This window comes from Mycolicibacterium sp. 624 (genome assembly GCF_040548615.1).
Taxonomy (GTDB): domain Bacteria; phylum Actinomycetota; class Actinomycetes; order Mycobacteriales; family Mycobacteriaceae; genus Mycobacterium.
Genome location: NZ_JBEPRZ010000001.1, coordinates 60,908 through 84,957, shown reverse-complemented (window position 1 = coordinate 84,957; position 24,050 = coordinate 60,908). Strand labels below are relative to the sequence as shown.

Annotated in this window: 19 protein-coding genes; 13 read left to right on the top strand and 6 right to left on the bottom strand. The window is 65.4% G+C overall.

All coding sequences use genetic code 11. The annotated features are described in order from the left end of the window. Window positions 1-1,080 (top strand): peptidase C39 family protein, encoded by a 1,080-nt coding sequence (locus ABIA65_RS00395; RefSeq protein ID WP_354522259.1) that lies wholly within the window; start codon window positions 1-3, stop codon window positions 1,078-1,080. Between the two features lie 167 nt (window positions 1,081-1,247). Here the strand turns inward: ABIA65_RS00395 and ABIA65_RS00390 are convergent, their stop codons facing one another. The 5 genes from ABIA65_RS00390 to ABIA65_RS00370 all read right to left on the bottom strand — a co-directional run bounded on the left by ABIA65_RS00390 (window position 1,248) and on the right by ABIA65_RS00370 (window position 8,424). After that, entirely contained in the window at window positions 1,248-2,387 is a 1,140-nt protein-coding gene (locus ABIA65_RS00390) for a saccharopine dehydrogenase family protein (protein ID WP_354522258.1), read from the bottom strand. An 815-nt stretch (window positions 2,388-3,202) separates the two neighbouring features. After that, window positions 3,203-4,357: an NAD(P)/FAD-dependent oxidoreductase gene (locus ABIA65_RS00385; RefSeq protein ID WP_354522257.1), complete on the bottom strand. Its 1,155-nt coding sequence runs from the start codon at window positions 4,355-4,357 to the stop codon at window positions 3,203-3,205. A gap of 26 nt (window positions 4,358-4,383) precedes the next feature. Next, window positions 4,384-5,919, bottom strand: a complete 1,536-nt coding sequence (gene amaB, locus ABIA65_RS00380; protein ID WP_354522256.1) for an L-piperidine-6-carboxylate dehydrogenase — start codon at window positions 5,917-5,919, stop codon at window positions 4,384-4,386. Next, window positions 5,909-7,270 (bottom strand): 2-oxoadipate dioxygenase/decarboxylase, encoded by a 1,362-nt coding sequence (gene hglS, locus ABIA65_RS00375; protein ID WP_354522255.1) that lies wholly within the window; start codon window positions 7,268-7,270, stop codon window positions 5,909-5,911. Before hglS ends, amaB begins: the two co-directional genes overlap by 11 nt. Next, entirely contained in the window at window positions 7,267-8,424 is a 1,158-nt protein-coding gene (locus tag ABIA65_RS00370) for a Glu/Leu/Phe/Val family dehydrogenase (RefSeq protein ID WP_354522254.1), read from the bottom strand. Before ABIA65_RS00370 ends, hglS begins: the two co-directional genes overlap by 4 nt. Window positions 8,425-8,492: 68 nt before the next feature. On the opposite strand from ABIA65_RS00370, the gene ABIA65_RS00365 reads away from it, so the two are divergent. Beyond that, window positions 8,493-9,464, top strand: coding sequence for a LysR family transcriptional regulator (locus ABIA65_RS00365; protein WP_354522253.1), 972 nt, complete (start codon window positions 8,493-8,495; stop codon window positions 9,462-9,464). Between the two features lie 15 nt (window positions 9,465-9,479). Here the strand turns inward: ABIA65_RS00365 and ABIA65_RS00360 are convergent, their stop codons facing one another. Continuing rightward, window positions 9,480-10,223: a GntR family transcriptional regulator gene (locus ABIA65_RS00360; RefSeq protein ID WP_354522252.1), complete on the bottom strand. Its 744-nt coding sequence runs from the start codon at window positions 10,221-10,223 to the stop codon at window positions 9,480-9,482. Window positions 10,224-10,276: 53 nt separating this feature from the next. Here ABIA65_RS00360 and ABIA65_RS00355 point away from each other — a divergent pair, with 53 nt between their 5' ends. The 11 genes from ABIA65_RS00355 to ABIA65_RS00305 all read left to right on the top strand — a co-directional run bounded on the left by ABIA65_RS00355 (window position 10,277) and on the right by ABIA65_RS00305 (window position 24,049). Beyond that, complete coding sequence (locus tag ABIA65_RS00355) at window positions 10,277-13,117, top strand: FAD-binding and (Fe-S)-binding domain-containing protein (protein WP_354522251.1); 2,841 nt, start codon at window positions 10,277-10,279, stop codon at window positions 13,115-13,117. Between the two features lie 43 nt (window positions 13,118-13,160). Further along, the gene (locus ABIA65_RS00350) at window positions 13,161-13,748 is read left to right on the top strand and encodes a TetR/AcrR family transcriptional regulator (RefSeq protein ID WP_354522250.1); all 588 of its coding nucleotides are present in this window, start codon (window positions 13,161-13,163) and stop codon (window positions 13,746-13,748) included. Window positions 13,749-13,757: 9 nt separating this feature from the next. Then, window positions 13,758-14,549, top strand: a complete 792-nt coding sequence (locus tag ABIA65_RS00345) for an IclR family transcriptional regulator (protein WP_354522249.1) — start codon at window positions 13,758-13,760, stop codon at window positions 14,547-14,549. Window positions 14,550-14,623: 74 nt separating this feature from the next. Further along, window positions 14,624-15,586 carry a PDR/VanB family oxidoreductase gene (locus ABIA65_RS00340; protein WP_354522248.1) on the top strand — a complete coding sequence of 321 codons (963 nt, stop codon included), beginning with the start codon at window positions 14,624-14,626 and terminating at the stop codon, window positions 15,584-15,586. Window positions 15,587-15,715: 129 nt separating this feature from the next. After that, the gene (locus tag ABIA65_RS00335) at window positions 15,716-16,855 is read left to right on the top strand and encodes an acyl-CoA dehydrogenase family protein (protein ID WP_354522247.1); all 1,140 of its coding nucleotides are present in this window, start codon (window positions 15,716-15,718) and stop codon (window positions 16,853-16,855) included. Then, window positions 16,852-18,102 (top strand): CaiB/BaiF CoA transferase family protein, encoded by a 1,251-nt coding sequence (locus tag ABIA65_RS00330; protein WP_354522246.1) that lies wholly within the window; start codon window positions 16,852-16,854, stop codon window positions 18,100-18,102. The genes ABIA65_RS00335 and ABIA65_RS00330 overlap by 4 nt, the downstream gene beginning before the upstream one ends. Next, the gene (locus tag ABIA65_RS00325; RefSeq protein ID WP_354522244.1) at window positions 18,099-18,959 is read left to right on the top strand and encodes an acyl-CoA dehydrogenase family protein; all 861 of its coding nucleotides are present in this window, start codon (window positions 18,099-18,101) and stop codon (window positions 18,957-18,959) included. The genes ABIA65_RS00330 and ABIA65_RS00325 overlap by 4 nt, the downstream gene beginning before the upstream one ends. Beyond that, window positions 18,956-19,789, top strand: coding sequence for an SDR family oxidoreductase (locus ABIA65_RS00320; RefSeq protein ID WP_354522242.1), 834 nt, complete (start codon window positions 18,956-18,958; stop codon window positions 19,787-19,789). The genes ABIA65_RS00325 and ABIA65_RS00320 overlap by 4 nt, the downstream gene beginning before the upstream one ends. Continuing rightward, on the top strand, window positions 19,786-20,928 hold the full coding sequence (locus ABIA65_RS00315) for an aromatic ring-hydroxylating oxygenase subunit alpha (protein WP_354522241.1): 1,143 nt from the start codon (window positions 19,786-19,788) through the stop codon (window positions 20,926-20,928). Before ABIA65_RS00320 ends, ABIA65_RS00315 begins: the two co-directional genes overlap by 4 nt. Before the next feature lie 5 nt (window positions 20,929-20,933). Continuing rightward, window positions 20,934-22,379, top strand: a complete 1,446-nt coding sequence (locus ABIA65_RS00310; protein ID WP_354522240.1) for an aldehyde dehydrogenase family protein — start codon at window positions 20,934-20,936, stop codon at window positions 22,377-22,379. Beyond that, the gene (locus ABIA65_RS00305; RefSeq protein WP_354522239.1) at window positions 22,376-24,049 is read left to right on the top strand and encodes an ABC transporter substrate-binding protein; all 1,674 of its coding nucleotides are present in this window, start codon (window positions 22,376-22,378) and stop codon (window positions 24,047-24,049) included. The genes ABIA65_RS00310 and ABIA65_RS00305 overlap by 4 nt, the downstream gene beginning before the upstream one ends. The last annotated feature ends 1 nt before the right edge of the window (window position 24,050 follow it).

The window sequence follows — 24,050 nt, the reverse complement described above, 5'->3', positions numbered from 1 at the left end:
ATGACGCAGCTGCAACAATCGATCGCCGTTGGCGCCGACGCCATCGGCGAACTGCTCGGCGCCGGATTGGCCAAACTCCTGGGGCCGGAGCTTGTCTCGCGCTGGCAGCTTCGGCGCGACCCCTATCAATCCTGCGTTATAACGTTGTCGCACAACGATGTCACGGTGGCGGCGGCTCTGGTGAGCGGTCGTCCCGCCACAGCAGCGTGCAAGATCGTCGATCTGTGGTGCGGCGACGACGGCGTGGCAGGGGTGTCGCTGCTCGACGCGGTGGTGGAGCTGGCCCGGAGACGGGGCGCCGTGGTCATCAAATGGGAGATCCGCGAAGGCGCCGAGTTGCCGCCGTTCGCTGTTGCGCGGGGATTCGTACCCATGCGGCCGCCTCGGTCCACGGAAGGCACCGAGTCTGTTCGCGGATACGCGCTGTGGCTCGAGTCGGTACCGCACGCCGAAGCCAGGTACTACGCCCAAACAACGGATTTCACCTGCGGCGCGGTCGCTGCGCTGATCGCGGCCGAGCTGGCGGGCCGGCCCGGGTTCGCCGGCGACCGCACCGACCGGCGTCTGGAAATCGACTTCTGGCGCCGTGCAAGCAACTTCCCCGCCTGTGAACCGATCGGACTCGCCGTTGCCTTAAAACGTCACGTCGGAGCAGAGCGGGGTGTCGAAGTCACGCTCAACTCCGACAACCCAGTGCTCGTCGAGGATTTCGTGGGATTTGAACGTGAGTTCCGAGTGGAGCTGCAAAGCGACTCGATGCAGCACGCATCGGAGTTGCAGATCCCGTTCCGCGAGGATCGAATCGAGGTTTCCGAGATCGCTGCGCGGATCGCTGGCGGTGAGGTCGCACTGCTGCTCATCACTCAAACCCCGATGCACTGTCAGAACGAGCCGCACTGGATAACCGCCCACGCCTCCGATGGTCATTCCGTCGTGATTGTGCAAGACCCCTGGATCGACAGATCGGCCGGCGAGACATGGGTCGATTCACATGATCTTCCCGTTAGCCTCGTAGATCTCGGCTCCATGTGCAGCTGGGGAGAGGACGGATACCGCGGCGTCGTGTTCCTCACACGCTAGCCTCGAGACTTCGTGTTCGCGCGCCTTGATGCGGCGTGTGATGCACGGAAGTACCTGTCCTGCAGTGGATTATTGCGATTGCAGCGTCTCGCCGGTCAGGTGCGGCTGCCGCAACGACCACGCGGCCGATTCAACCCAGAATGGCCAAGGCGCCCACTCTGTGGGCGTTACACCGCACCGAGCATGCCGAAGCGCTCACCGTTGTGAGTCTTGAGCAGGGCATCGAACGAGATTGCCTCCTGCCTCAAGAAGCCGCCATCGATCAGGTCACCCTGGGCGACCAGCTCGACTACGGCGGCCACAGCGGCTGCCGTAGTCCAGGAGATCGCGCGCCAGACGCGCCCGTTGATGTTCAGCGGTTCGTAGGCGCGCACGTACTCACGTCGAACGGTGGTGGGGCACTCGGAATCGGAGGGCTGACCTTCGACAGAGGCATACAGGTAGACAATGTCCTCGGTAACAGGCGGTTTGGCGTCTTGGAGCAATTCGCTGACCAGAACTCGGCGTTGACGAAGTCCCAACTCGTCGAAGCAGAATCGGATCGCCTCGAAGTGACCGGGATAGCGAAGCGTCTTGTAGTCGAGACGCTGGATCCGTCCCGAGTAGGTGTCGCACATGGTACCGAGGCCGCCCGAGGTCAGCGATGCGGTCAGTTCCACGCCGCCGATGAGGACACGCTCGTCCTCCGTGAGAGCCGCGACGCGCCTGGGCGATCCGTCCCGCAGCACTTCGCAGTCATTCAAGTACTCGTTGACGACGCCGTCGCCAGACCAGTTGAACGCGTAACCGAGCTGACCCGTCGGATGCTTCGGCAGAGCACCGACTCGCAACTGGACCGACCGCATTGTGTCTAGACCCTGCATCAGCGACGCTCCGATGATCCCCACCAGGCCGGGCGCCAGCCCGCACTGCGGCGCGAACACCACCCCGTCCGAACCGGCTGCTAGTTCCTGGATGCGCTCGGTCGTCCGGACATCCTCGGTCAGGTCGAAGTAGTGCGTCCCAAGCTCGGCGGCGACCTCGGCGACTCCCGCGGTCAGGTGAAAGGGCAAGCAGGAGACGACGGCATCGACGGCCCCCAGTTTCGTTCTCAGTGATTCGGGGCTGGTCGCGTCGAGGCGCTCGACGGGGAAGGCGAGGTCGCTGCGCTCCGCATGGTCATATCCGGTGACTGTGAACCCAGCGTCCTTCAGCAACGTCGCGACCAACTCGCCGACCTTGCCCAAACCTACGACACCCACGCGCTCGATAACCACAATTTCTCCTGTACTTAACGCCCGTCCCCGTAAATATTCTGTCAAAGCCATCTGAAAAGCGCAAACATTACAGTCGTCACTCGTGGGTGCCGGCGGCTGAAATCCTGTGGGCGCGGATGTCATTCACCGCCCGCGCGATTGGCGGGACGGCCGATCGCGCACGCCGTCGTGACTCAGTGGTGAGATCGGTAGGTGTCGCGTGAGTGAGACGCGTGGCGGGTCTGGCGCTCGACAAGGTGCCGATGACCGGGCCCTGGTTCCTGTCGACGATGAGATCACCCTCCCACTGCCCGGCCTGGCTTCGGTAGGTCGGTTCATATGGGCGTTGATGGATCGACAACGGCGGTTGAGTAAACCCGGGGCGTCGGCTAGTGCTGCGTTGGCGCGCCTGCCGGTGATCGCGTCGGGCCCGTGGTGGACTCCGTTGTAGTGAAACGGCTTTCGTGGGAACGATGAGAGGCGACCCGGGCTGGCACACGCCCCGATAGCCACTCTCGTTGCACAGGCGCATTGAGCGATGATCGGGGAATTGGCGGCGCAGGCGCCCCCAAGTCGGACCCACACCTCCTAAGGGTCTCCTCTGTAGCGATTCGGGAGCGATCAGATCCTGTCTCACGTAGCGACTGGTGGCTTGTGGACATTCGCCTCGATTCCACCTGTCAAATGCGCGGTGCAACCGATTGCGTCAGGGCTGTCACGCGGCGATCCCCAAACTCGGGGCAGACGCGTTCACTGGAGTACCGCGCCTCGGCCCGGTCTGGTCGGGGCTCGCGCAGTACTCGCATCAATGGGCGTCACGCCAACAGGTTTCAGCCGAGGAGCGCCGTCAGCGTCGTGCCCGCTCTATTGGGCTCCAAGGTTCAGTGTCAATCACAGAAGTAGTCGGGTATCGCCAGACCGTCGAGGGCCAACGCCACGGCGGCGCGAGCGGCCAGCGGGCCCACCAGGTTGCCGGTGCCGTTGTACCCACCGAAGGCGACGACACCCTTCGCGACTTCGGAGCACAGAGGCCGACCGTCGTCGGTATAGCCGACCGAGGCTGCCCAGCGGTTACTCACGGTGACTGGCTCACCTGCCATCCGGTGCGCCACGTCCTCGATGTAGCGCTGGACATCGTGGGTGGGCGCGGTGTCGGTGGTCCATTCGGAGTCGATGAACCTGTCCCGGCCGCCGCCGACGAACATCCGGCCGTCAACGTCCTGCTGCGCGTAGTCGTATCCCCAGCGGCAATACACGGGGCATGGGAGTCTGCCTGGCGACACCGGCTGCGTACTCAGCATCTGCAGGCGCGCGGTCCGGACTCGGCCGCCGAGTTCGGGCAACGCGAGTTCGAGCTTGCCATCGATAGCCACCAGGATTACCGGCGCGCAGACTTGGCCCGATTCGGTGTGGACGGTGCCACTGTCGATGCGCACCGCGGGCGAATGCTCGTAGAGCGCAGCACGGGGTGCCAGAGCCGCCGCCAAGCCAAGCGAGCGGCGTGCCGGATTCATCGCGGCGTCATCGGGCAGAAAGATGCCGCGGCCCAGGTTTCCGTCGTAATCCTCGACCGCGATGCAGTTCGCACGGAGCACCGCGGTGAGGCGGGCGCAGTCAGCCAGATCAGCCTCCCGGTCGGTGATCTGGGCGTCGTTCACGGGCTCGCCAGGCAATCCGGCCAGCCGGATGGATCCGCTGCGGCGGATCACGTGAGGTCCCAGAAGCGCTTCGAGTCGGTCGATCTCGGCGAGCGTGGCGCGATACAGATCGATCGACGAACTTCCCCAGATATCGACGGCACGGTGCAGAAATGCAGAGGGTCCGGCGAGCAGGAACCCGCCGTTGCGACCAGCCGCGCCCGCTCCCACCCGGCCGGCGTCCAGCCCGACGACCGAGAGCCCGCGGTCCACGAGTTCGGCGACTGCCGCCAACCCCGACCCGCCGAGGCCGACCACGCAGGCATCGGCGATCAGGGTGCGGTCGATCCTCGGCAGCCCTGGCCATGCCGTGACAACAGGATCGGCATCCCATCCGACGGTCATCGGGGTGCTCCCCTCGGTGCTGAGGCTCAACCGAAGTTCACCCCCTGAGCCAGCGGCAGCTCCGATGAGTAGTTGACCGTGTTCGTGGCCCGCCGCATGTACGCTTTCCACGAATCCGATCCCGACTCACGGCCACCGCCGGTCTCCTTCTCGCCGCCGAATGCGCCGCCGATCTCCGCGCCCGAGGTGCCGATGTTGACGTTGGCGATTCCGCAGTCGGAGCCGGCGGTGGACATGAACAACTCGGCCTCACGCTGGTTAGTGGTGAAGATTGCTGACGAAAGGCCCTGGGGTACAGCATTATTAAACTCAATGGCCTCGTCGAGTGATTCATAAGTGAGGACGTAGAGAATCGGGGCGAAGGTCTCATCGTGCACGACGGCGCTTTGCTGCGGCATCGTGACGATCGTCGGCTCGACGTAATACGCGTGGGGCGCCTGGTCGGCCAGCACGCGGCTACCGCCAATCACGATCTTGCCTCCATCGGACTGGGCTGTCTCCAGAGCCAGCTGGTAGGCCTCGAACGCCGACTGGTGAATGAGCGGCCCCACCAGGGTCCTGTCCTCCAGTGGACTGCCAACCGGCAGCTGCCGGTAGACATCGGCGATGCGCGCGGTGAGCTCGTCGGCAACCGAGCGTTGCACGATCAGTCGACGAAGACTCGTACAGCGTTGACCTGCGGTGCCGGCCGCCGCGAACACGATTCCTCGCACCGCGAGATCGAGGTCGGCGGAGTCGGTGACGATCGCCGCGTTGTTGCCACCCAGCTCGAGCAGGCTGCGACCGAAACGTGTCGCCACCCGAGGGCCGATCGCGCGCCCCATCCGCACCGAACCCGTCGCACTGACCAGCGCTACGCGCGGATCGTCGACGAGGCGCTCCCCAACCTCGCGATCTCCCTGTATCAGCGTGTGAATACCGTTGGGCGCGCCAGCTTCCCGTATCGCACGATCAAGCAGGGCCGTGCAGGCCTCCGCGGTCAGCGGGGTGATCTCGGACGGCTTCCAAACCACCGTGTCGCCGGAGACCAACGCCAGTGCGGTGTTCCACGCCCACACGGCGACCGGAAAGTTGAAGGCCGTGATGACACCGACCACCCCCAGGGGATGCCAGGTCTCGCTGAGTCGGTGCATCGGCCGCTCCGACGGCATTGTCCGCCCGTATAACTGGCGTGACAGGCCGACCGCGAAGTCGCAGACGTCGATCATCTCCTGGACCTCGCCCAGTGCCTCCGACTCGATCTTCCCGACTTCGAGGGTGACCAGCTCCGCCAGGTCCGCCTTGTGCGCGGTGAGTAACTCACCCAGCCGGCGAACCAGGTCTCCGCGCCGCGGCGCGGGGACCGATCGCCACTGCATGAACGCGTCCGCAGCCGCTGTCACGACCGCGTCGACGTCCTCGGAGCTGGTCGACGGGAGATGGGCGAGCGTTTCTCCGTTGATCGGGCTCCGGGAGATGACATCGCCGACGGATGGGGAGATCAGATCGACTCCCAGCCGGGCCAAGACTGCGGCGGCCTGCTCGGCGAGCCGACCGGGGGTGGGGATTGCGTCAACGGACATCAGTGGTCTCCAGAATCGAGTTGTTGTCGAGTACTTGCACGCCACGGAATTCGACGGGGTCAATCCCGAGTTCGGCGCAACACGCGTGGCGAGATCGCATGCTCTGAGCGGCGTAGAGCTGTTCGGGGACATGCACGGCGCACCCGAGAGTGTCTGCAAGCCAATCGATATCGTAACGCGCGGCGGCGAGTTCGCCGTCCACGGTGCCGGTACCGGTCAGGTTGGACTGGAAGATTCCTGCCGCGCTGCGCGGCAGGAAATCCTCGTAGACGATCGGAGCCGCCTCCACGATACCCGCCGCGTTCACACGGTAGGTGAAGTACGCGAGCCCTGCACGTCGCAGGCCGGCCTCGTCGGTGGGAAAGTCGGAGCCATCCCATACCGTGCGGGCGGCTTCGTGCCATGAGACGCCGGTTGCGGCGACCTTGTCGGTCGCTGCCATCAACGCGTCATAGCGTTGCCTGCCCAGCGGTGTCAGCGCGATACCGCGCTGTTCCACCTCGCCGAATCGGACGCGGGTGGCCCCTGGGGAGATGGTGCCGTCGGCTTCGACGAACAGCCGCTGCTCGTCGAGGGCGCGGAATGAGGTCTGCCGTAGCAGCACATCGGGCCCCTTCCAGCGGGGCGGACCCTGGATCCTGTCGATCATTTCCAGTCCACGGGCCTGCAGTCGCCGGTACAGCTCGTCGATGTCCAGGACGCGTGGGGTGAGATGGTTGATGTGTGTCCGTGTGACGCCACCTATATCGGCGGCGACAGCGGAGATCTCGGCCAACTCCGAATACCAGGCGCGGTCTGTCGGTTCGGGCGAGAGCTCGAACGCGGTGGTGGCCAGTTCGACGAAGCGGTCCGCGTCCGCGCCCGCCAGGCCCTCGTATTCGGTGGCGCGCGCGGCCAGCATCAGCAGCTCCTCGCTGAAGAGCGTGCGGCCGTCTAGGTAGGTCTTGAGTCGTTCGCGTAGATCGGCGGAGAAGAACCGAGCGTCGTCGACGGCAAGCATTGAGGTGAACACCCGGAACGGATTCCGTTCCAGCTCGTCGGCATCGAGGGGTCGAAATGCGGTGGACACCACGGGGACTGCTACATTCGCGGCATCGCGCAGGTCATAGAAGCCAACGGGGTGCATGCCGAACCCGCGAAAGATCTGCCCGACTTGGTGCAGCTCGCGAGGGGTACCGACCCGGATGGCTCCGTGTCGCTCCGCGGTCACGCGATCGTTGCCGCCGAGTTCGGCGTTGATCTTGGTCGCGACGTCGACCAACGTCGCATAGGCGGGCACCTCGCGGCCGTACATCGTGGACAACGATGCCGCGAACCGGGTCCGCAGCTGTGCCTTGGATTCGAACGTCATGACTTGTGCTCCAATCTGATCCGGCCGCGCGCCACCATCGCGGCGCGTACCCGATCCTGTGCGATTCTGCGGGCGGCGTCGTGGGGTGGTGTGGCTGTCGCATCGGACTCATCGAGTACGTCGGTGGTGTTCGCACGAATCCGGCTGGCCACCAATGGAAAAATGGTGTCGGAGTCCGGTCGAAACGGTGAGTAGCGCGCTTCCATCGCCACGCCCGCCGCAACGATTCCGCCCGCGTTGGCGACGAAGTCGGGCACCACGAGGATCTTGCGTTCGGCCAGGATCTTCAGCGCATCTTGCTTTGCCGGCAGGTTGGCACCCTCTACGACGAGTTTCGTCATGACATCGCCGGCGACCCCCGCGTCGATCACGTCCTGGCGGGCGGCGGGAACCAGCACATCGCACGGCACAGTCAACTCGGCACCGACGGGCTGTACCTGCAGCCTGCGGTAATGGTGGACGGCATCATCGCCCCATTCGGCGGCCAATCGCAGCAACTCGCCGATGTCCAGGCCGTTCGAATCATGCAGTGCCCCGGCTGAGGTCGAGATGGCGACGATCGTCGAGCCATAGTGGGCGAATCGCTGCGCTGCCGCCTTTCCCACCGCGCCGAAGCCCTGAATCGACACCGTGGCGTTGTTCAGATCGATCCCGAGGCGTTGCGCGGCGACATGGGCGGACTCGGCGACCCCGTAACCGGTCACGCCGAGTTGGTCGTAGGGAATGCCGCCCAGTTCGTGCGGGCTGCCCACCGCGGCTCCGCGATCCCCGAGCTCATCGGCGAGGATCGCGGCGTCGTACTCATTGAGGCCCATGTCGAGGCCGAGCACGTACTCTCGCGGCACCTCGTTCGACAGTTTGCGTGCGAAGGCCCGCAGAATCGCCTCTTTGTCGGTCGCGTTCGGGTCGCCGACGATACCGGCCTTGGCACCGCCGTAGAACATGTCAACGCCCGCCCACTTCCACGTCATCACCCGGGCGAGCCTGGCGATCTCCGTGACCGATACACCCGGGTTCATGCGGGTGCCGCCCTTGCCCATCCCGCGGGCGGTGTTGTCGATGACCAGTACACCCTTCATTCCCGTGCGGGCATCGGAGACGACGACGACCTTTTCCGGACCCCAGTCGTCGATCTGGGAGAGTAGATCAGTCACGGGTGTGCGCTCCTACGTGGTGTGGTGGGGTGTTCAATGGGCGGGGCTGAAACGAGAGGCGCATTCCGATGCTCAGTCCGGTACACCTGCAGACTCTCGAAGTCGTGGTGGAAACGGGTTCGTTCGCCTCCGCGGCGCGTGAACTCGGGTACACCGCATCTGCGGTCTCGCAGCAGATGGAGGCGCTGGAACGAGCCGCGGGCCTGACATTGTTCAACCGCGGTGCCCGCGGTGTTCAGGTCACCGCGCCAGCGCGGATGCTGGCCGATCGCGCGCGCAGGGTGCTGTCGGATCTCCGGGAACTCGATGCCGACGTGCGCTCGATCGCCGCCGGCCGATCCGGACGTTTGAAGGTCGGGTGCTTTCCGACAGCGGGGACGCGAATCCTGCCGGCTGCGCTGTCGGGCCTCAAACGTAGTCATCCATCCGTCGAGGTGACTCTGCGCATCGCCGAACCCACATACACGGTCGAGATGGTCGAGTCGGGGGAACTCGACGTCGCTTTCACCTACGAGTACGCGGCGCTCGCCCGCACGTGGCCGGGTAGTCTGCGCCGCGACACTCTGATCGCCGAGGATCTGGTATTTCTGAGTCCACCCGACATGGCGGTGCGTGAAACCGCGGCGATCAGCGCGATGTCTGCGGGCTTGGACTGGATCACCAGCGGATCTGGCACGGCGGGTGAATCGACCACCTACCGGATCTGTGCAGACATGGGCTTCGTTCCGAATATCACGCTTCGCACCGAATACTACGATCTGGTAACGGAATTCGTCGCCGCCGGCCTCGGTGTCGCCATCGTGCCCGCGCTGGGGATCGTATCGCATGAACGTGTGAATATTCTTCCTGTGCAGTCGAAATGGGCGCAGAGGACGGTGTCAGTGGTGTACCGCAACGGCGGGGACGACCCGTTGATTTCTGCGGTGACCGAGTCATTTGCTCAAACCGTGCGGTCCACTGAGTGGGGGCCGCATATCTCTCGCGTCAACGATGCCCGATCCGTGCCGCGGGGAGAAGACCCCGAGCGCCCGAATTCGTGATGCTCAGGCCAAGAATCACTCGGTGTGCCGGTGGTTGACCGCCGCGGCCCACACCATTGCACTGTCGAGATCGGAACCCTGGTCACGAATCGCCTGTGCGACAAGTAGTTGTCCGGTGGAGGTCAGGTGACTGCGCATCGCGGCTGCCGCCTGCGCCGGATGGTTATCGACAATCGCGGAGACGACAGGCCTATGCTCGCCATCGATATCGAACAGGCTTCGGGTGCGGTCGGCGGTAGTCGCGCCGAGTAGGCGGGTCGACTCGCGCAACGACCGCACGATCTCACGCGCCCGCATGTTGCCCGCCGCTTCGAGGATGTGGTCGTGCAGCAACAGATCGTTCTGAGCGAAGGTGTGTTCGTCGCCGGCCGTTGCGGCCGCGTGCAGAAGTTCCATCCTGCGGTGCAGGCGGGCCGCCAGCGCCGCGTCGCACGTCGTGGCCGCGCGAGCGACCGCGGGCGTCTCGAGCGCGAGCCGGATCGCGAAGATGTCCGCGATCTCTCTGGGATCGGGGACCAGGATGCGGAACCCCTGGCGGGCCTCGAATCGGATCAACCCGACTTCCTCGAGCCTCAGCAGCGCGTCGCGGACCGGCGTCCGTGACACGCCGAGCGCATCGGAGAGCTGGTACGCCGAGTACTTCACACCCGCCTGCATCACACCAGCGTCGATGGCAGACCGGATGGCTTCCATGACCTGCTCGGCGCGCCTGCCTCCTGATGGGGGAAGCGGTGTCAGCTCGAGCTGCGCATCGGCCACCAGCGCACTGTAGCAACAGCCCAGCCTTCGTAGCATGCCACGAATGACGTAGCATGCTACGAATGGTCCGGAGCGAATCCCTGCGAGATGCGCTGCGCAGCGCAGGTATTACGGATGTCCGCGTGGACGCCACCAGTCGGGCGGCGTATTCATCCGACGCTTCGCTGTACCGGGTCACGCCGAGCGCGGTGGTATGTCCGGCCGATCATCACGAGGTGGCCGCGGCGCTCGAGGTATGTCGGCGCGAAGGTGTATCCGTCACCGCGAGGGGGGCCGGGACGTCGGTGGCGGGTAATGCCGTCGGCGCCGGCGTGGTGCTGGACTTCAGCCGGTACATGAACCGGGTGTGCTCGATCGATCCGGAATCACGCACCGCGGTCGTCCAGCCGGGGGTGGTCCAGTCGGTACTGCAGGCTGCTGCGGCGTCGTTTGGGTTGCGATTTGGGCCCGACCCGTCGACCCACACCCGCTGCACGATCGGAGGAATGATCGGCAACAACGCCTGCGGCTCGCGCTCTCTGGGATACGGCCGCACCTCCGACAACATCGCCGGACTGCGGATACTCACCGCCCGGGGGGAGGAGCTACGCCTGGAATCGGGCGGGCACGGCGTATCCGTCGGCCCGCCTGCCTCGAGCATGCTGGGCAATCTGACCGCGGTGACGCGGGCCGGGTTGGCCACCATCCGCACCGAGTTTGGCCAGTTCGGACGCCAGGTCTCAGGCTACTCACTGGAATACCTGCTGCCGGAGCGCGGGTTTGACGTTGCACGTCTGCTCGTGGGTAGCGAAGGCACGCTCGGGGTCTGCACCGAGGCCACGGTGCAGCTGGTCACCGATCCCGCCCATCGGGTTCTGGTGGTGCTCGGCTACCCGGATATCGCCACCGCCGGTGACGCGGCGCCGACCGTTCTTCAGCACCGACCCACCGCCTGCGAGGGTATCGACTCGCGAATAGTCGATGTGGTCCGTGAGCGAAAGGGCGACGCGGCGGTTCCGCCATTGCCCTCCGGTGGAGCGTGGCTGTTCGTCGAGATCGTGGGTGAGACACCCGGCGAGGCGCTCGCCGGCGCGTCTCAGGTTGGGAATAGTTGCGGTGCAATGGATTCGCTGGTGGTTGAGGACCCGGCCCGGGCCGCAGCGCTGTGGCGGATTCGGGCCGACGGTGCCGGACTGGCTGGACGCAGCCCGGCGGGCAAACCGGCCCACTCCGGCTGGGAGGATGCGGCCGTTCCGCCGGAACGGCTCGGTGCCTATCTGCGGGACTTCGACGCGCTGATGGCGGACTTCGGTGTCACCGGAATGCCCTTCGGCCACTTCGGCGACGGGTGCATGCACGTCAGGATTGACTTCCCGTTCGAAAGACCCGGCGGCAGCGCCGTGTTCCGCGACTTCCTGTTCGCCGCGGCGAAACTGGTCACCGGCTACGGCGGATCACTGTCGGGCGAGCACGGCGACGGCCGGGCGCGCAGCGAACTGCTGCCGCTGATGTACTCCGCCGACGCGCTCGCCCTGTTGGCCGCGGTCAAGCACACGTTCGATCCGGACAACATCCTGAACCCCGGCGTCGTGGTCGCCCCGGTACCGCTGGACGCCGATCTACGGATCCCCGCGGCGTTGCCACTGCGCGCGAACCTGGCGCTGGCCTACCCGCATGACGGCGGTGACTTCAGCCAAGCGGTGCATCGGTGTACCGGTGTCGGGAAGTGCCGGGCCGACAACGGTGCGACCGGTGAGGTGATGTGCCCGTCATATCTGGCCACTCGGGAGGAGAAGGACTCGACCCGGGGTCGCGCGCGGGTGTTGCAGGAGATGATCAACGGCACTGACGTCACGGGCGGCTGGCGTTCGCCGGAGGTGCATGAGGCGCTCGATCTTTGCCTGTCCTGCAAGGGCTGCGCATCGGACTGCCCCACCGGGGTGGACATGGCGGCCTACAAGGCAGAGGTGCTGCACCAGAGCTACCGGCGGCGGGTCCGGCCGGCGTCGCACTACACACTGGGCTGGCTGCCGCGGTGGGCCAAACTTGCCAGCGCCGCACCGAGGCTGGCCAATGCGGCGCTGCAGGTCCCGCTGGTTGGTCCCACGGCGCTGGCCGCGGCCGGGGTGGACCGCAGGCGGAACATCCCGCCGCTGGCTCCCCGGACGTTCCGGTCCTGGTTCGACGCCAATGACGTCGACAACGACGGTGACGAGGTGCTGCTGTTCGTCGATTCGTTCACCAACTACTTCTCACCCGAGGTCGGGATCGCGACCGTGCGCGTCCTGCGGGCTGCGGGGTACCGGCCGAGGTTGACCACCAAACAGCAGTGTTGCGGGCTCACCTGGATCTCCACCGGTCAGCTCGGCGCCGCACGGCGGATCCTCGGGAAGACGGTCGGGTCCCTGGCCACGTTCGCCGGCCGGGGCGTGCCGATCGTGGGCATGGAACCCTCGTGCACCGCGGTACTGCGTTCTGACGCCGTAGAACTCGTCGGCGGTGCCGATGCCGCCCGAGTCGCTGAGGCCACCCGCACGCTGTCCGAGCTCCTCACCGAGCGGGGCTGGCAGCCGCCGTCACTGGCGGGGGAGGCGGTGATCGCGCAACCCCATTGCCATCACCATGCCGTGATGGGATGGAGCCCGGACGCGATGCTGCTGCGCACGGCGGGTGCCGAGGTGTCCCGGCTGGGCGGATGTTGCGGGCTGGCAGGTAACTTCGGTGTCGAGAGGGGCCACTACGACGTGTCCGTCGCGGTCGCAGAACAGCAACTGCTGCCTGCGGTTAGGAAGGCGGAGCCGACGACGGCGATCCTGGCCGACGGATACTCGTGTCGCACCCAGCTGGAAGATCTGTCCGACCGTAGGGGAATCCACCTCGCGCAGCTACTGGCAGATCGTCTCCCCTCGTCGTAACCGCATTGCTGACCCACGGGTCAGTAGCGTTATTGTTAGCGCCATGGCGCGAAAAGGGGTTCTCCTGCGACGGGAGGAGATCATCGATGCGATGGTCGAACAGATCTCCGCACGGGGTATCGCTGCGACGCGGGTGGCCGATGTGGCATCGGCGATGGGCGTGAGCACCGGGCTGATCTTCTACCACTTCGAGACAAAGGAGGCGCTGCTGGCCGCGGCGTTTCCCCGCGCGATGCAACACGATATGGACGACCTGGCGAAGATCGTGGCACGGAGATCCTCGGCAGCGGCGCGATTGAACGCGGTGATTAAGCTGTACAGCCCAGCAGGCGGGGCACCCGGCTGGCGTCTGTGGATCGACGGCTGGGCGGCGGCGCTGCGGGACCCGGGGTTGGTGCAGGCCATGAGGGATATCGACAACATCTGGCGGACGGCGGTGCGGGATCTGATCGTCGAGGGAAATGAGGCGAGCGAGTTCTCCTGTCGGAATCCCGAGGTTTCGGCCGCGCGCATCACCGCACTTTTGGACGGTCTGGCCGTACAGAAAGTGGTGCGCGGTGCGGGTCCGACACCGACCGAGCGTAAGCGCTGGATCGACGAGGTTCTCGAGTTCGAACTGCAGGCCGGATAGATTTGCCGCATGGTAGGAGCGGATGCGTCGGAGGCGACTAACAGCGCCGTGCGAACCCTGAGCCGGGGCCTCGAGATACTCGAGCTCTTCTCGGCTGGCGACGCCGAACTCAGTCAGAGCGATATCGCGGCCCGCGCCGGTTTGCCGATGCCGACGATCCATCGACTCGTCAAGACCCTGGTCGTCCATGAGTTCCTCGAACCCGTGGCGGGAGGGCGCAAGTACCGGATCGGTCCCGCAGTGCTGCGACTGGCCGGACCGTTGATCGCCCGAAGTGATCCGTCGGCTGTGATTCGTCGGAAGCTGCAGGAGCTGTCCGAGATCACCGGTGAGACCTCCAACCTGGCTACGCTTCTTGGCCCATCCGTGGTGTATCTCGATGGCGTGGCCGGTGGCCGCATATTGACACCGCAGGTGACAGTGGGGCTGCACCTGACGGCATACAACACCGCGCTGGGCAAGGCCTTGCTTTCACAATTGACCGACGATGAGATCAAGGCTCGTCTTGGCGTCGGACCATATCCGCGGGCCACCGCGCACAGCGCAGTTGACTGGCCAGACCTCAAGAAGCGCCTCGATGTCGTGCGCGACACCGGAATCTCGATCTCGGATGAGGAGTTCGAGGTCGGTCTCACTTCGCTGGCGATCGCGCTTCCGGCGCTGGCCGACGGATCGTTGCGAGCCATCAATATCTCGCTGCCGGTGAGTCGGGCTACGCGGGAGTTTCGCACGGACGCTGCCAAGCTGCTCCGCGGTATCGCGGACGAAATCGCTTCCCGTGAGCGCTCTGCTACTGAGTGATAGGTCAGTTCGTACTGATTAGTGAGTCAGTAAAACCTTGACGCCGGCATTACGTCGGTCGTACAGTCTCCGCCATGCCCAAGATCGCGCTGGTGGCGCGAAGCGTGCGACAGGAAGCGGACGGGGTCCGCTCGTTCCGTTTCGAACGACCTGACGGCGGTGCGCTGGACTCCTGGTCGCCCGGCGCGCACCTCGAGTTCACACTGCCCTCGGGCCTGGTGCGCCAATACTCGCTGTGTGGGAATCCCGAGGATCGATGCAGCTATGTGGTGGCAGTCCTCGATCAGCCGAATGGCAGGGGCGGCTCACGCGAATTCCACGACCGCGTAACGCCGGGGACGATGGTGTCGGTCCGGGGTCCGCGCAACCACTTCCCGCTGGTCGATGCCGACAGTTATCTGTTCATCGCAGGCGGCATCGGGATCACGCCGATCCTGCCGATGGTTCGATCGGTCGCGAAGGCTGGCAAAGAATTTCGGACTATCTATGGGGGCAGAGCGCTGGACTCCATGGCGTTCCGCGATGAAATCGGCGGGTACGCCGCAGCGGCGATACTGATCCCGGAGGACACCGCAGGCCGGATCGATATCGGTGGCGAGCTGGACCGGTGCCCGCCGGGTACCCAGGTGTACTGCTGTGGACCCGAGTCGTTGTTGCGCGCGGTGCAAGTGGCGTGCGCGGTCGATCCTCGGGTCGGCGGACTGCATTTCGAGCGCTTCGGCAGCGCCGTGCCCGTGGTTGTGGAGCGTCCCGCGAGCCTGGTCGGACACGACACGTTCGAGGTCGAGCTGGCCAACACAGGGGTCACGATCACAGTCGGTGGCGACTCGTCGATCTTGGACAAGGTGCTCGAAGTGGTGCCGGGGCAACCATGGTCGTGCCGCGAAGGGTATTGCGGCACTTGTGAAACCAAAGTCATATCGGGTGAACCCGAGCACGCCGACGATATCCTCAGCGCCGAGGAGCGTGCATCGAACACCGTGATGATGATCTGTGTCGGGCGGTCTCGTTCGCGCAGGCTGGTCCTGGATATCTGATTCTCAAGTCAGTAATACATGCCAATTCGTTGACAAGCCGACAGCGAGACTTCTAGGATTCATCTAGTAAAAGTTCAGTTTCACTCAGTGAAAATTCATCACGACAGCTATCGGAGCGCAGTCACCGTCATGCCCACCACAGTCGAGCCCACCCTCGTTCCCAGCCGGACCGTCGACGACATCGCGCGACTGGCACAGGAGTTCGCGGTGCGCGGATGCGGTGTGCCGCCGACCCAAGGTTCGCCGTCGGATGCCGACTCGCGCGAGGCGTACACGGCCTACGGGAAGGCCGGACTGATCGGCATGCACTGGCCGACACGGTTCGGCGGCGGCGGCTTCGACCCCATGATGACGTTCGCGGTCGAGGAACAGCTGGGCTACCACTGGCTGCCGATGTCGAGCTATCTCTTGTCGGTCAAGACCATCGGCAATGCCCTGCTCCAGTACGCGTCCGAGCAGATGTGCGCAGAGTTCATCCCGCGCATCGCCTCTGGTGAGCTGATCTTCTGCCAGGGCTTCTCGGAGCCGGAGGCCGGCACCGACCTCGGATCGCTGCGCACAACAGCGCACCGTGACGGAGACCGCTACATCGTCAACGGCCGCAAGATCTGGACGTCGAGCGCCGAGTACGCCGATTGGGTTTACCTCGCGGTTCGGACCGGCAGCACCGAGTCCCGCCACCGCGGCTTGTCGGTGTTCCTGGTGAAGATGAGCACCCCCGGCATACTCGTCGACGTTCATAAGACGTTGGGCGGCGGCACCATCGGCGAACTGACACTGACCGACGTGGTGGTGCCCGCGGATCAGGTCGTCGGCGAGATCGACGGCGGCTGGCAGATTCTGATGGGCACCCTCGACTACGAGCGCGTCACCAGCGAGAAGGTCGGCGTGATGTTGAGACTCCTCGACGAACTGGATCCGTTGGTCACCGACCGGGCCGGTCGGCAGGTCCTGCACCGGATTCGCGGCGATGCCCACATCGCCCGCGAGCATGGCCGCCGCGCCACCAAGCGCCTGGCCACCGGCCTCGACGCGAGCGCCGAATCGTCGATGGCGAAGCTGTCTATCGCGCTACTGATGCAGGAACTCGCTGCGACCGCTGCCGAACTCGTCGGACCACGCGCCCTGATCGAGAGCGGCCCCGGAGCCGTGCTCGACGGCAAGCTGGCCGCGTTTGCACGGGCCGCGGTCGCGACGACCATCGCCGGCGGTGTCTCGGATATCCAGCGTAAGAACATCTCCCGACGCCGGATCGGCTCGTGGTCATGAGTATCCGACCGTTGGCGGGTCTTCGCGTGCTGGATTACTCCCAGTACGTCGCGGGTCCCTTCGCCGCGATGCTCCTGGCCGACCTCGGCGCCGAGGTGATCAAGGTCGAACCGCCACGTGGTGATGCCTGGCGCCATTACGAACCGCTTACGCCGGACGGGGGAAAGTGGTTCCTCTCGCTGAACCGCAACAAGAAATCAGTGGTCGCCGACCTGAAAACCGAAGAGGGACAGCGGTTCAGCAATACGCTGATCCGGAGTGCGGATGTCGTCATCCACAACATGCCCCCCGGACGCGCGCGCAGCTTCGGGCTCGACCGCGAGTCCGTGGCGGCGACCAACCCGCGCGCGGTGTGGTGCTGTGTGTCGGCGTTCGGTAGCGAGGGTCCCGACTCCGCGACGCTGGGCTACGACCTGATCGCACAGGCAGCCTCGGGCCTGCTGCTCGCCGACGCGCGTCCCGGCGACGACGTACCGCGCCGGTCCGGTGGCATCGCGATGGCCGACCTGACGGCAGGCTTGCTGGCGTTCTCGGCGGCACTAATCGGCCTGACCGACCGTTTCCGGCGATCCGGTGACGTTGGCGCAGCGCGGGGTATCGAAGTTTCGCTGCTCGGTGCGGCTCTCGCGGTGCAGGTGCAGCGATTCGTCGCACTGGATGTTGATGACGGGGTTGCTGATCCCGGTGTAGCGGATGGATCATACTGCGATGCAAGGCGACTCGGTGAGATCGCGACTATGGTGGTGGAGTCCGACGAACTCGAACCGTACTACCGCTGTTACCGGGCGTCGGACGGTTTTATCGCCCTGGCCTGCCTGAACCTGGCCCAGCGGGTCAAGGTGGCCGATCTGTTCGGCATTGACGATCCGTGGGCAGCGAATCCGCAGGCCACGCCAGCCGACGACGCCGAGCATGCGGCCCGGAGTTCACTCAAAGAACGCTTCGCGGAGGTGATTTCGAGTCAGCCGGTGGGACATTGGATCGCCAGGTTTGAAGTGCTCGGTATTCCCGGCGGACCAGTGCGTGAGATCTCCCACGCCCACCATGCCGAGCAGGTGCGCGCGAACGGGCTGGTGCAGACCATCGATCAGCCGGGCGTCGGCCGGGTCAGCTTGCTCGGCTCGCTCTTCAAGATCGACGGTACCGCCGCGCCCGATGCGGGCACGGCTCCGTGCCTCGGCGAACACACCGAGGCACTGCGAGAACAGCTCAGCCAACTGAACACATTGGAGGGAATCGACCGATGACTACCGAGACCGCCACCGTCGAAGCCGACATCCTGGACTTCGTTGCCACCGTACGCAAGATCTGCGAATCGGCTCCGACCGCCGATCAGTGGTCGCCTACGGTTCCAGGTGACGACCGAAACACGCTGTTGCGTACCCGACTGACCGATGTTGGGTGGTTCGATGTCGCCGCCGAGCCCTACGCCGCCGACATCCTGGGCGCGGCGGGTTTCGAACTCGGTCGCGCACTCGCCTCCGTCGACCTGGTGGACGATCTGCTCGGTCACGGCATCGCCCTAGGGGCGGGCGTGGTCGGTGACATCGACCTGGCGCGCTACCGCGGTGCCGGTGACACGGTGTGGCTGTGCGGAACCGCCGGAGCTGAACTGGTCGATATCTCGGCCTCCGAACCGGTGCGCTACATAGACGCACAAGCGGTGGCGATCATCACCGCCGCACCCGCCGCCGCGCAAACCGGGCTGCCCGGTCCGGCGGTCGACGCGTGGATCGCCGCGATGACTGGATATATCGCCGGTCTGGCCGCAGGTGCGCTCGAGCTCGCCGGCAGGCACGCGCAGCAGCGGATGGCATTCGGCCGGCCGCTGTCGGATCTGGATGCCGTCGCCAAGAAGATCGCCGACTGTGTGACCGCAAGCGAGGGCCTGCAGATGGCAGCCAGGCGCAGGCCGGATGCGTTCGTGCTGCAGCAGGCACCCGTCGCGGCGTTCCGGGTGATGCGGGCGTGCCACCAGATTCTCGGCGGCCTCGGGTTCACCCTCGAGTACCCGCTGCAGCGGTACTCGCGTCGGGTGGAAGCACTGCGGGCCTGGACACCCGCGGTCGTCACCGCTCTCGCCGCGTCGAGGGCCGACGGATGACCGGGCGCACCGTCGTCATCACCGGCGGCGCGACCGGAATCGGATATGGCATCGCGCGGCGACTGGTCAATGACGGCGACGACGTGGTGTTGGTATCACGGAATCCGGAGAAGCTGGCGGCGGCGGTCCACAGCCTGGCCGACGGCGCTGGCACGGTGTCGGCCTTTCCCCTTGACGTGCGGGACAACGAAGCCGTAGCGGCGATGATCGACGCGCTGCCGCGAATCGACGGACTGGTCAACAACGCCGCAGGTAACTTCACCGCACGGACCGTCGATATGAGCTCTCGGGCCTTTCGCGCGGTCGTCGAGATCTCCCTGTACGGCACGTTCAACGCGTCGCAGGCGTTGGCCAGACGGCTCATCCGCGAGAGCAGGCCGGGCGTGATCCTCAACATCGTCGCCAGCTACGGCTGGACCGGTGCCCCTTTGGTCGCCCATTCGGCCGCGGCCAAGGCCGGCATGATCGCGTTCACCAAATCGGTGGCCAGGGAATGGGGGCCGGACAATATCCGGGTCAACGCCCTGGCACCCGGTTTCGTCCCGACCGACAACGCAATCGCCGGAATCCTGTCCAGTCCGGGAGCTCAGGAACGAATGCTTGACCTGATCCCCCTCGGCCGGTTCGGCAGCCCGGAAGAGATCGCCGATGTGGCCGCATTCCTTCTCGGCGACGACGCGCGCTACGTTACCGGCGCAGTCTTCGCCGCGGATGGCGGCCGGTCGCTGGGGATATCGATGCACGACACACCGTCGTCCATCAACTCGGAGTCATCAAACAGCACCGAACAACTCATGTCATCAGCCGCCGGAAGGGGATTCGCATCGTGAGCCACACACCTTTTGCCGTAGCACCGGAGGAGGCCGCAAGTATCGCCCGCGACCTCGAGCAGGGCAGGACACTGCCACTGTCCTGGTATACCGACCCGGCGGTCACCGTGGCCGAGATAGACCGGATCTACTCGCACACCTGGCAATACATCGGCCGCGCAGCAGACGTCGCCGCTGTCGGGCAGTTCGTCACGGCGGATGTCGCCGGCCGGCCCATCGTTGTGGTGCGGGACCGTGACGGGTCACTCAACGCATTCCACAATGTGTGCCGTCATCGAGGCGCCAAGGTGGTGCTCGAGGAATGCGGCCAGCGCCGGACTCTACAGTGTCACTACCACGCGTGGACGTATGGCCTGGACGGAAGCCTCAAAGGAGCGCCGCGATCCAAGTCGGAGGTGGGCTTTCCCCAAGACGACCTGGGCCTACGCAAGGCGTCGGCGCAGACCTGGGGGCCGTTTCTGTTCGCCAATCTCGATGCGGCACCGGAACCTCTGGAGACTCAGCTGGCCGACGTGCCCGCGCTGACCGCGGGCGCAGGTGTCGATGTCGACAACCTGAAGTTCCACTTCCGTGTGGAGTACGACCTGAAATGCAACTGGAAGGTCGCCATCGAGAACTACCTGGAGTGCTACCACTGCCCTAACGCGCATCCCGGATTTAGCCATGTGCTCGACACCGACATGACCTCCTACCAGCTTGTGCTCGAGCCCACGCTGGCCTGGCAGAACGGACCTCTGCGGCAGTTGAGTCAAGGGGTCGCACCGGAGATCACGGGCTACACGGGGCGTGATGGCGCGGTCCCGGAGGGCCGCTACTTCGCCGTGTTTCCCAATATGAAGGTCAACATCAATCCCGGCCTGCCGAACCTGTCGATCGGGCCCATTGTCCCCATGGGGCCGGATAACAGTCACGGATTCCTCGACTATTACTTCGGTGCCGACGTGTCTCAGCAGTGGATCGACGACATGATGGTCTTCGACAACGAGGTGGGCGCGGAGGACACCGTACTCGTGGAGTCGGTGCAGAGCGGAATCCGCTCTGGTGCACTGGAACATGGCCGGATCATGCTCGAGTCCGAGAAGCTGATCGCCGGCTACCAGCGCTGGCTGCTGGACAAGCTCAACACCAAGGACGCGTGAGCGCGATGACCACGGGATTGATCACCGCCGAACAGGTCGCGGTCATCGATCCGTCGACCGGCCTGGTGATCGCCCAGGTGCCGGTCGGTGGAGCGGCCGACGTCGATCGAGCGGTTTGCGCGGCACAGGAGGCCGGCAAGCACTGGAGCGTGACGGCACCGGAGTTCCGTGCGGCGCTGCTCGATGAGGTGGCACAGCGGATCGCGGACCGGATGGACGAGTTCGCCTCAGTGATCACCGCAGAGATGGGCGCGCCGATCGACAACGCCAGGGACGTGCAGACCCAGCTGGCAATCGACGTGTTCCGCTCCTACGCCGCGATCGCGCGCGAATTCGTCTGGGACGAACCGTTGCACTCCGGTCGGGTACGCCACGAGCCGATCGGAGTGGTCGCCGCGATCACACCCTGGAACTACCCGCTCTACCTCGCCTCGATCAAGATCGCGACAGCCCTTGCCGCGGGTTGCACCGTAGTGTTCAAGCCCAGCCTGGAGGCCCCGTTGGATGCCTTCCTGCTCACCAGCACAATCATCGACGTCGCCCGCGATATGGGCGCCCCGACTGGCATTGTCAACCTGGTGTGCGGAAGTGGAGCCATTGTCGGAGAGGCGATCTCGGCACATCCCGGTGTTGCCGCGGTGTCGTTCACCGGTTCGACAGAGGCGGGTAGACGGGTGAGTGCGACCGCGTCGGCAACTATCAAGCGCGTCGGTTTGGAACTCGGCGGAAAATCCGCCGCGATTATCCTCGACGACGGAATCGATCTAGCGACTGCGCTGGCCGGGGCCCTGGCCAATGTGTACTACAACTCCGGCCAGACTTGCACCGCATGCGCGCGAATCCTCGTCCCGCGCAGTCAATATGACGACGCAGTGCGGATCGCCGAGGAGATCACCCGCCGCTGGACGATCGGTGACCCCCGGCTGCCCGGCGATCACATCGGTCCCATCGCGACGCGCGCGCAGTACAACTCGGTGGTCGAGTACCTGAAGTCCGGTATTGCCGAAGGCGCTCAGTTGGTGATCGGCGGGGTGCCCGGCGATGACCAGGTCCCCGATCACCTGCGGGGCGGCAACTGGGTGCTGCCCACCGTGTTCGCCGACGTTCGGCCAGGGATGACCATCGAACGCGAGGAGATTTTCGGGCCCGTCGCACTGTTGATGGCCTACCAGGACGACGACGACGCTGTGCGCATCGCCAACAACAGCATCTACGGACTGAGCGGAGCGGTCTGGGGAGCCGACTACGACCGGGTGCTCGCTGTCGCCTGTCGACTGGAGACAGGCCGGGTGGTGATCAACGGCGGTGCCTTCGACGTGCTTGCCCCGACCGGCGGCTACAAGCAGTCTGGCAACGGGCGCGAACTCGGTGTCCACGGCCTGCGGGAATTCCTCGAAGTGAAGAGCCTGCTGATGCCCGCTGTCCGCGGCGCGACGGGAACACAGTCATGACGCCGCTCGATCGGCTTAGCCGCCGCGGGTTCCTCGCCGTCGGCGGCGTGGGCACCTTGGCCGTCGCGTTGTCAGCGTGCGGAGGTCGATCCGGGGTGACCGAAACCCAGATCGAAGGCCCACTGTCCGGGGTGATGTCGGCGCCTCCCGGTCCCGGCAGCGTCGACCGGGGCCGGCCAGGCGGGTCCGTGGTGACGGCGTGGACAGCGGAGGGTAATTCCTACGATGCTGCGATCGGTTATGACCTGCACTCATGGGAGGCGTTGACCAACCTGCTCTACATGCCGCTCTACCGGTTCGCCGGACAGAGCGGATCGGCCGCCCCGGCCGCCGCCGCCGCAATGCCGGAGATATCGCAGGACGGCACCCGCTACGTCATCCCGCTGCGGCCCGACTTCAAGTTCCACAACGGCCGCCCCATCGTCGCCGAGGATTACGTCTACGCCTGGCGTCGCGTCCTCGACCCGGCGACAGAGTCTTGGGCCGCACCATATTTCGCGTCCATCAAGGGTGCTGACGAATTCACCGCAGGCACGTCCACGGAGCTATCGGGCTTGGTGGCCCGCGACGATCACACTCTTGTCGTCGATCTCAACGCACCCGACATCACGTTCCTCGGCCAGCTCGCTCAGCCCTATGCCTCGGCGCTGCCTCAAGAGGAGGTGGAACGGCTGGGAGGTCAGTTCAACCGCACACCGGTGGGTAACGGGCCGTTCATGATCGAGTCCTACGACACCAAGAATCAACACGCCAAGTTCGTCCGCAACCCGTTCTTTCCCTGGCCCGGCCTACCGTTCCTCGACCAGGTGAGCTACCGGTGGGGCATCGTTCCCGCCATGCAGTTCCTGCAACTGCAGAGCGGTGATGTCGACATCCTCGGCGAGGGCCTGACACCCAGCATCGCGGCGCGGGCACAGGGAAACGACGAGGTGCGCAACGCGTTCACTCTTCCGATTCCCACTCTCGCAGCGAGTTGGGTGGGCCTGAACGTGGGCAGCGGGAAGCTCGCCGACCCGCGGGTCCGACAGGCGCTGAACTGGGCAACCGACCGCACGCAGCTGGCGAAGTACTCGCGCGGGCTGCAGGTGTCGTGGGGAGCGGTGATCCCCGAGGACGAACCGGACTACCGCCGCAAGGTCACTCCGTACTCGTATCAACCGGATCGGGCAAAGGCCCTGTTGGAGGACGCCGGGGTCGACGAACTGGAACTCGAGTTCTACTGCAACGAGGACGACTATTGGCTCAACGCCAGTCAGGTGTTGCAGCAGCAGTGGAAGGCAGTCGGCGTCACGCTCTCGGTGACGACGGTGAGCAACGCCGCGTTCTGGACCGCGGTGGAGAACGGCGACGCGGATGTCTTCGGCCGCAGCTACTATCAGGTGCAGCCGACCGGACTGGACCTGCTCGCAGGAAATTTCGCCAGCGGGGGCACGTCGAACTACCAGGGTTACTCCAACCCAGTCGTCGACGAGTTGGCGGCGAGGTCCCAGGGCAGTCTGACGCTCGAGGATAGCAATCGGTACCTGGCCGAGGCGGAGGTCATCGTCGCCGCCGATGCACCAGGGGTGTTCACCGGCAGCCTGCGGTTCATCGCCATGCGGTCTCCGCGGGTGCAGAACTATCACCTGCGGTGTGAGACCGGTAGTTACTACGACCGAATGTGGGTGTGAC

What these genes read in the sequence shown, in the direction of transcription:
- ABIA65_RS00335 (WP_354522247.1), top strand. Translation starts at nt 15,716, where the DNA reads ATGCCCACCACAGTCGAGCCCACCCTCGTTCCCAGCCGGACCGTCGAC.
- ABIA65_RS00350 (WP_354522250.1), top strand. Translation starts at nt 13,161, where the DNA reads ATGGCGCGAAAAGGGGTTCTCCTGCGACGGGAGGAGATCATCGATGCG.
- ABIA65_RS00345 (WP_354522249.1), top strand. Translation starts at nt 13,758, where the DNA reads ATGGTAGGAGCGGATGCGTCGGAGGCGACTAACAGCGCCGTGCGAACC.
- ABIA65_RS00320 (WP_354522242.1), top strand. Translation starts at nt 18,956, where the DNA reads ATGACCGGGCGCACCGTCGTCATCACCGGCGGCGCGACCGGAATCGGA.
- ABIA65_RS00325 (WP_354522244.1), top strand. Translation starts at nt 18,099, where the DNA reads ATGACTACCGAGACCGCCACCGTCGAAGCCGACATCCTGGACTTCGTT.
- ABIA65_RS00365 (WP_354522253.1), top strand. Translation starts at nt 8,493, where the DNA reads ATGCTCAGTCCGGTACACCTGCAGACTCTCGAAGTCGTGGTGGAAACG.
- ABIA65_RS00310 (WP_354522240.1), top strand. Translation starts at nt 20,934, where the DNA reads ATGACCACGGGATTGATCACCGCCGAACAGGTCGCGGTCATCGATCCG.
- ABIA65_RS00385 (WP_354522257.1), bottom strand. Translation starts at nt 4,357, where the DNA reads ATGACCGTCGGATGGGATGCCGATCCTGTTGTCACGGCATGGCCAGGG.
- hglS (WP_354522255.1), bottom strand. Translation starts at nt 7,270, where the DNA reads ATGACGTTCGAATCCAAGGCACAGCTGCGGACCCGGTTCGCGGCATCG.
- amaB (WP_354522256.1), bottom strand. Translation starts at nt 5,919, where the DNA reads ATGTCCGTTGACGCAATCCCCACCCCCGGTCGGCTCGCCGAGCAGGCC.
- ABIA65_RS00355 (WP_354522251.1), top strand. Translation starts at nt 10,277, where the DNA reads ATGCTACGAATGGTCCGGAGCGAATCCCTGCGAGATGCGCTGCGCAGC.
- ABIA65_RS00390 (WP_354522258.1), bottom strand. Translation starts at nt 2,387, where the DNA reads ATGGCTTTGACAGAATATTTACGGGGACGGGCGTTAAGTACAGGAGAA.
- ABIA65_RS00340 (WP_354522248.1), top strand. Translation starts at nt 14,624, where the DNA reads ATGCCCAAGATCGCGCTGGTGGCGCGAAGCGTGCGACAGGAAGCGGAC.
- ABIA65_RS00305 (WP_354522239.1), top strand. Translation starts at nt 22,376, where the DNA reads ATGACGCCGCTCGATCGGCTTAGCCGCCGCGGGTTCCTCGCCGTCGGC.
- ABIA65_RS00395 (WP_354522259.1), top strand. Translation starts at nt 1, where the DNA reads ATGACGCAGCTGCAACAATCGATCGCCGTTGGCGCCGACGCCATCGGC.
- ABIA65_RS00330 (WP_354522246.1), top strand. Translation starts at nt 16,852, where the DNA reads ATGAGTATCCGACCGTTGGCGGGTCTTCGCGTGCTGGATTACTCCCAG.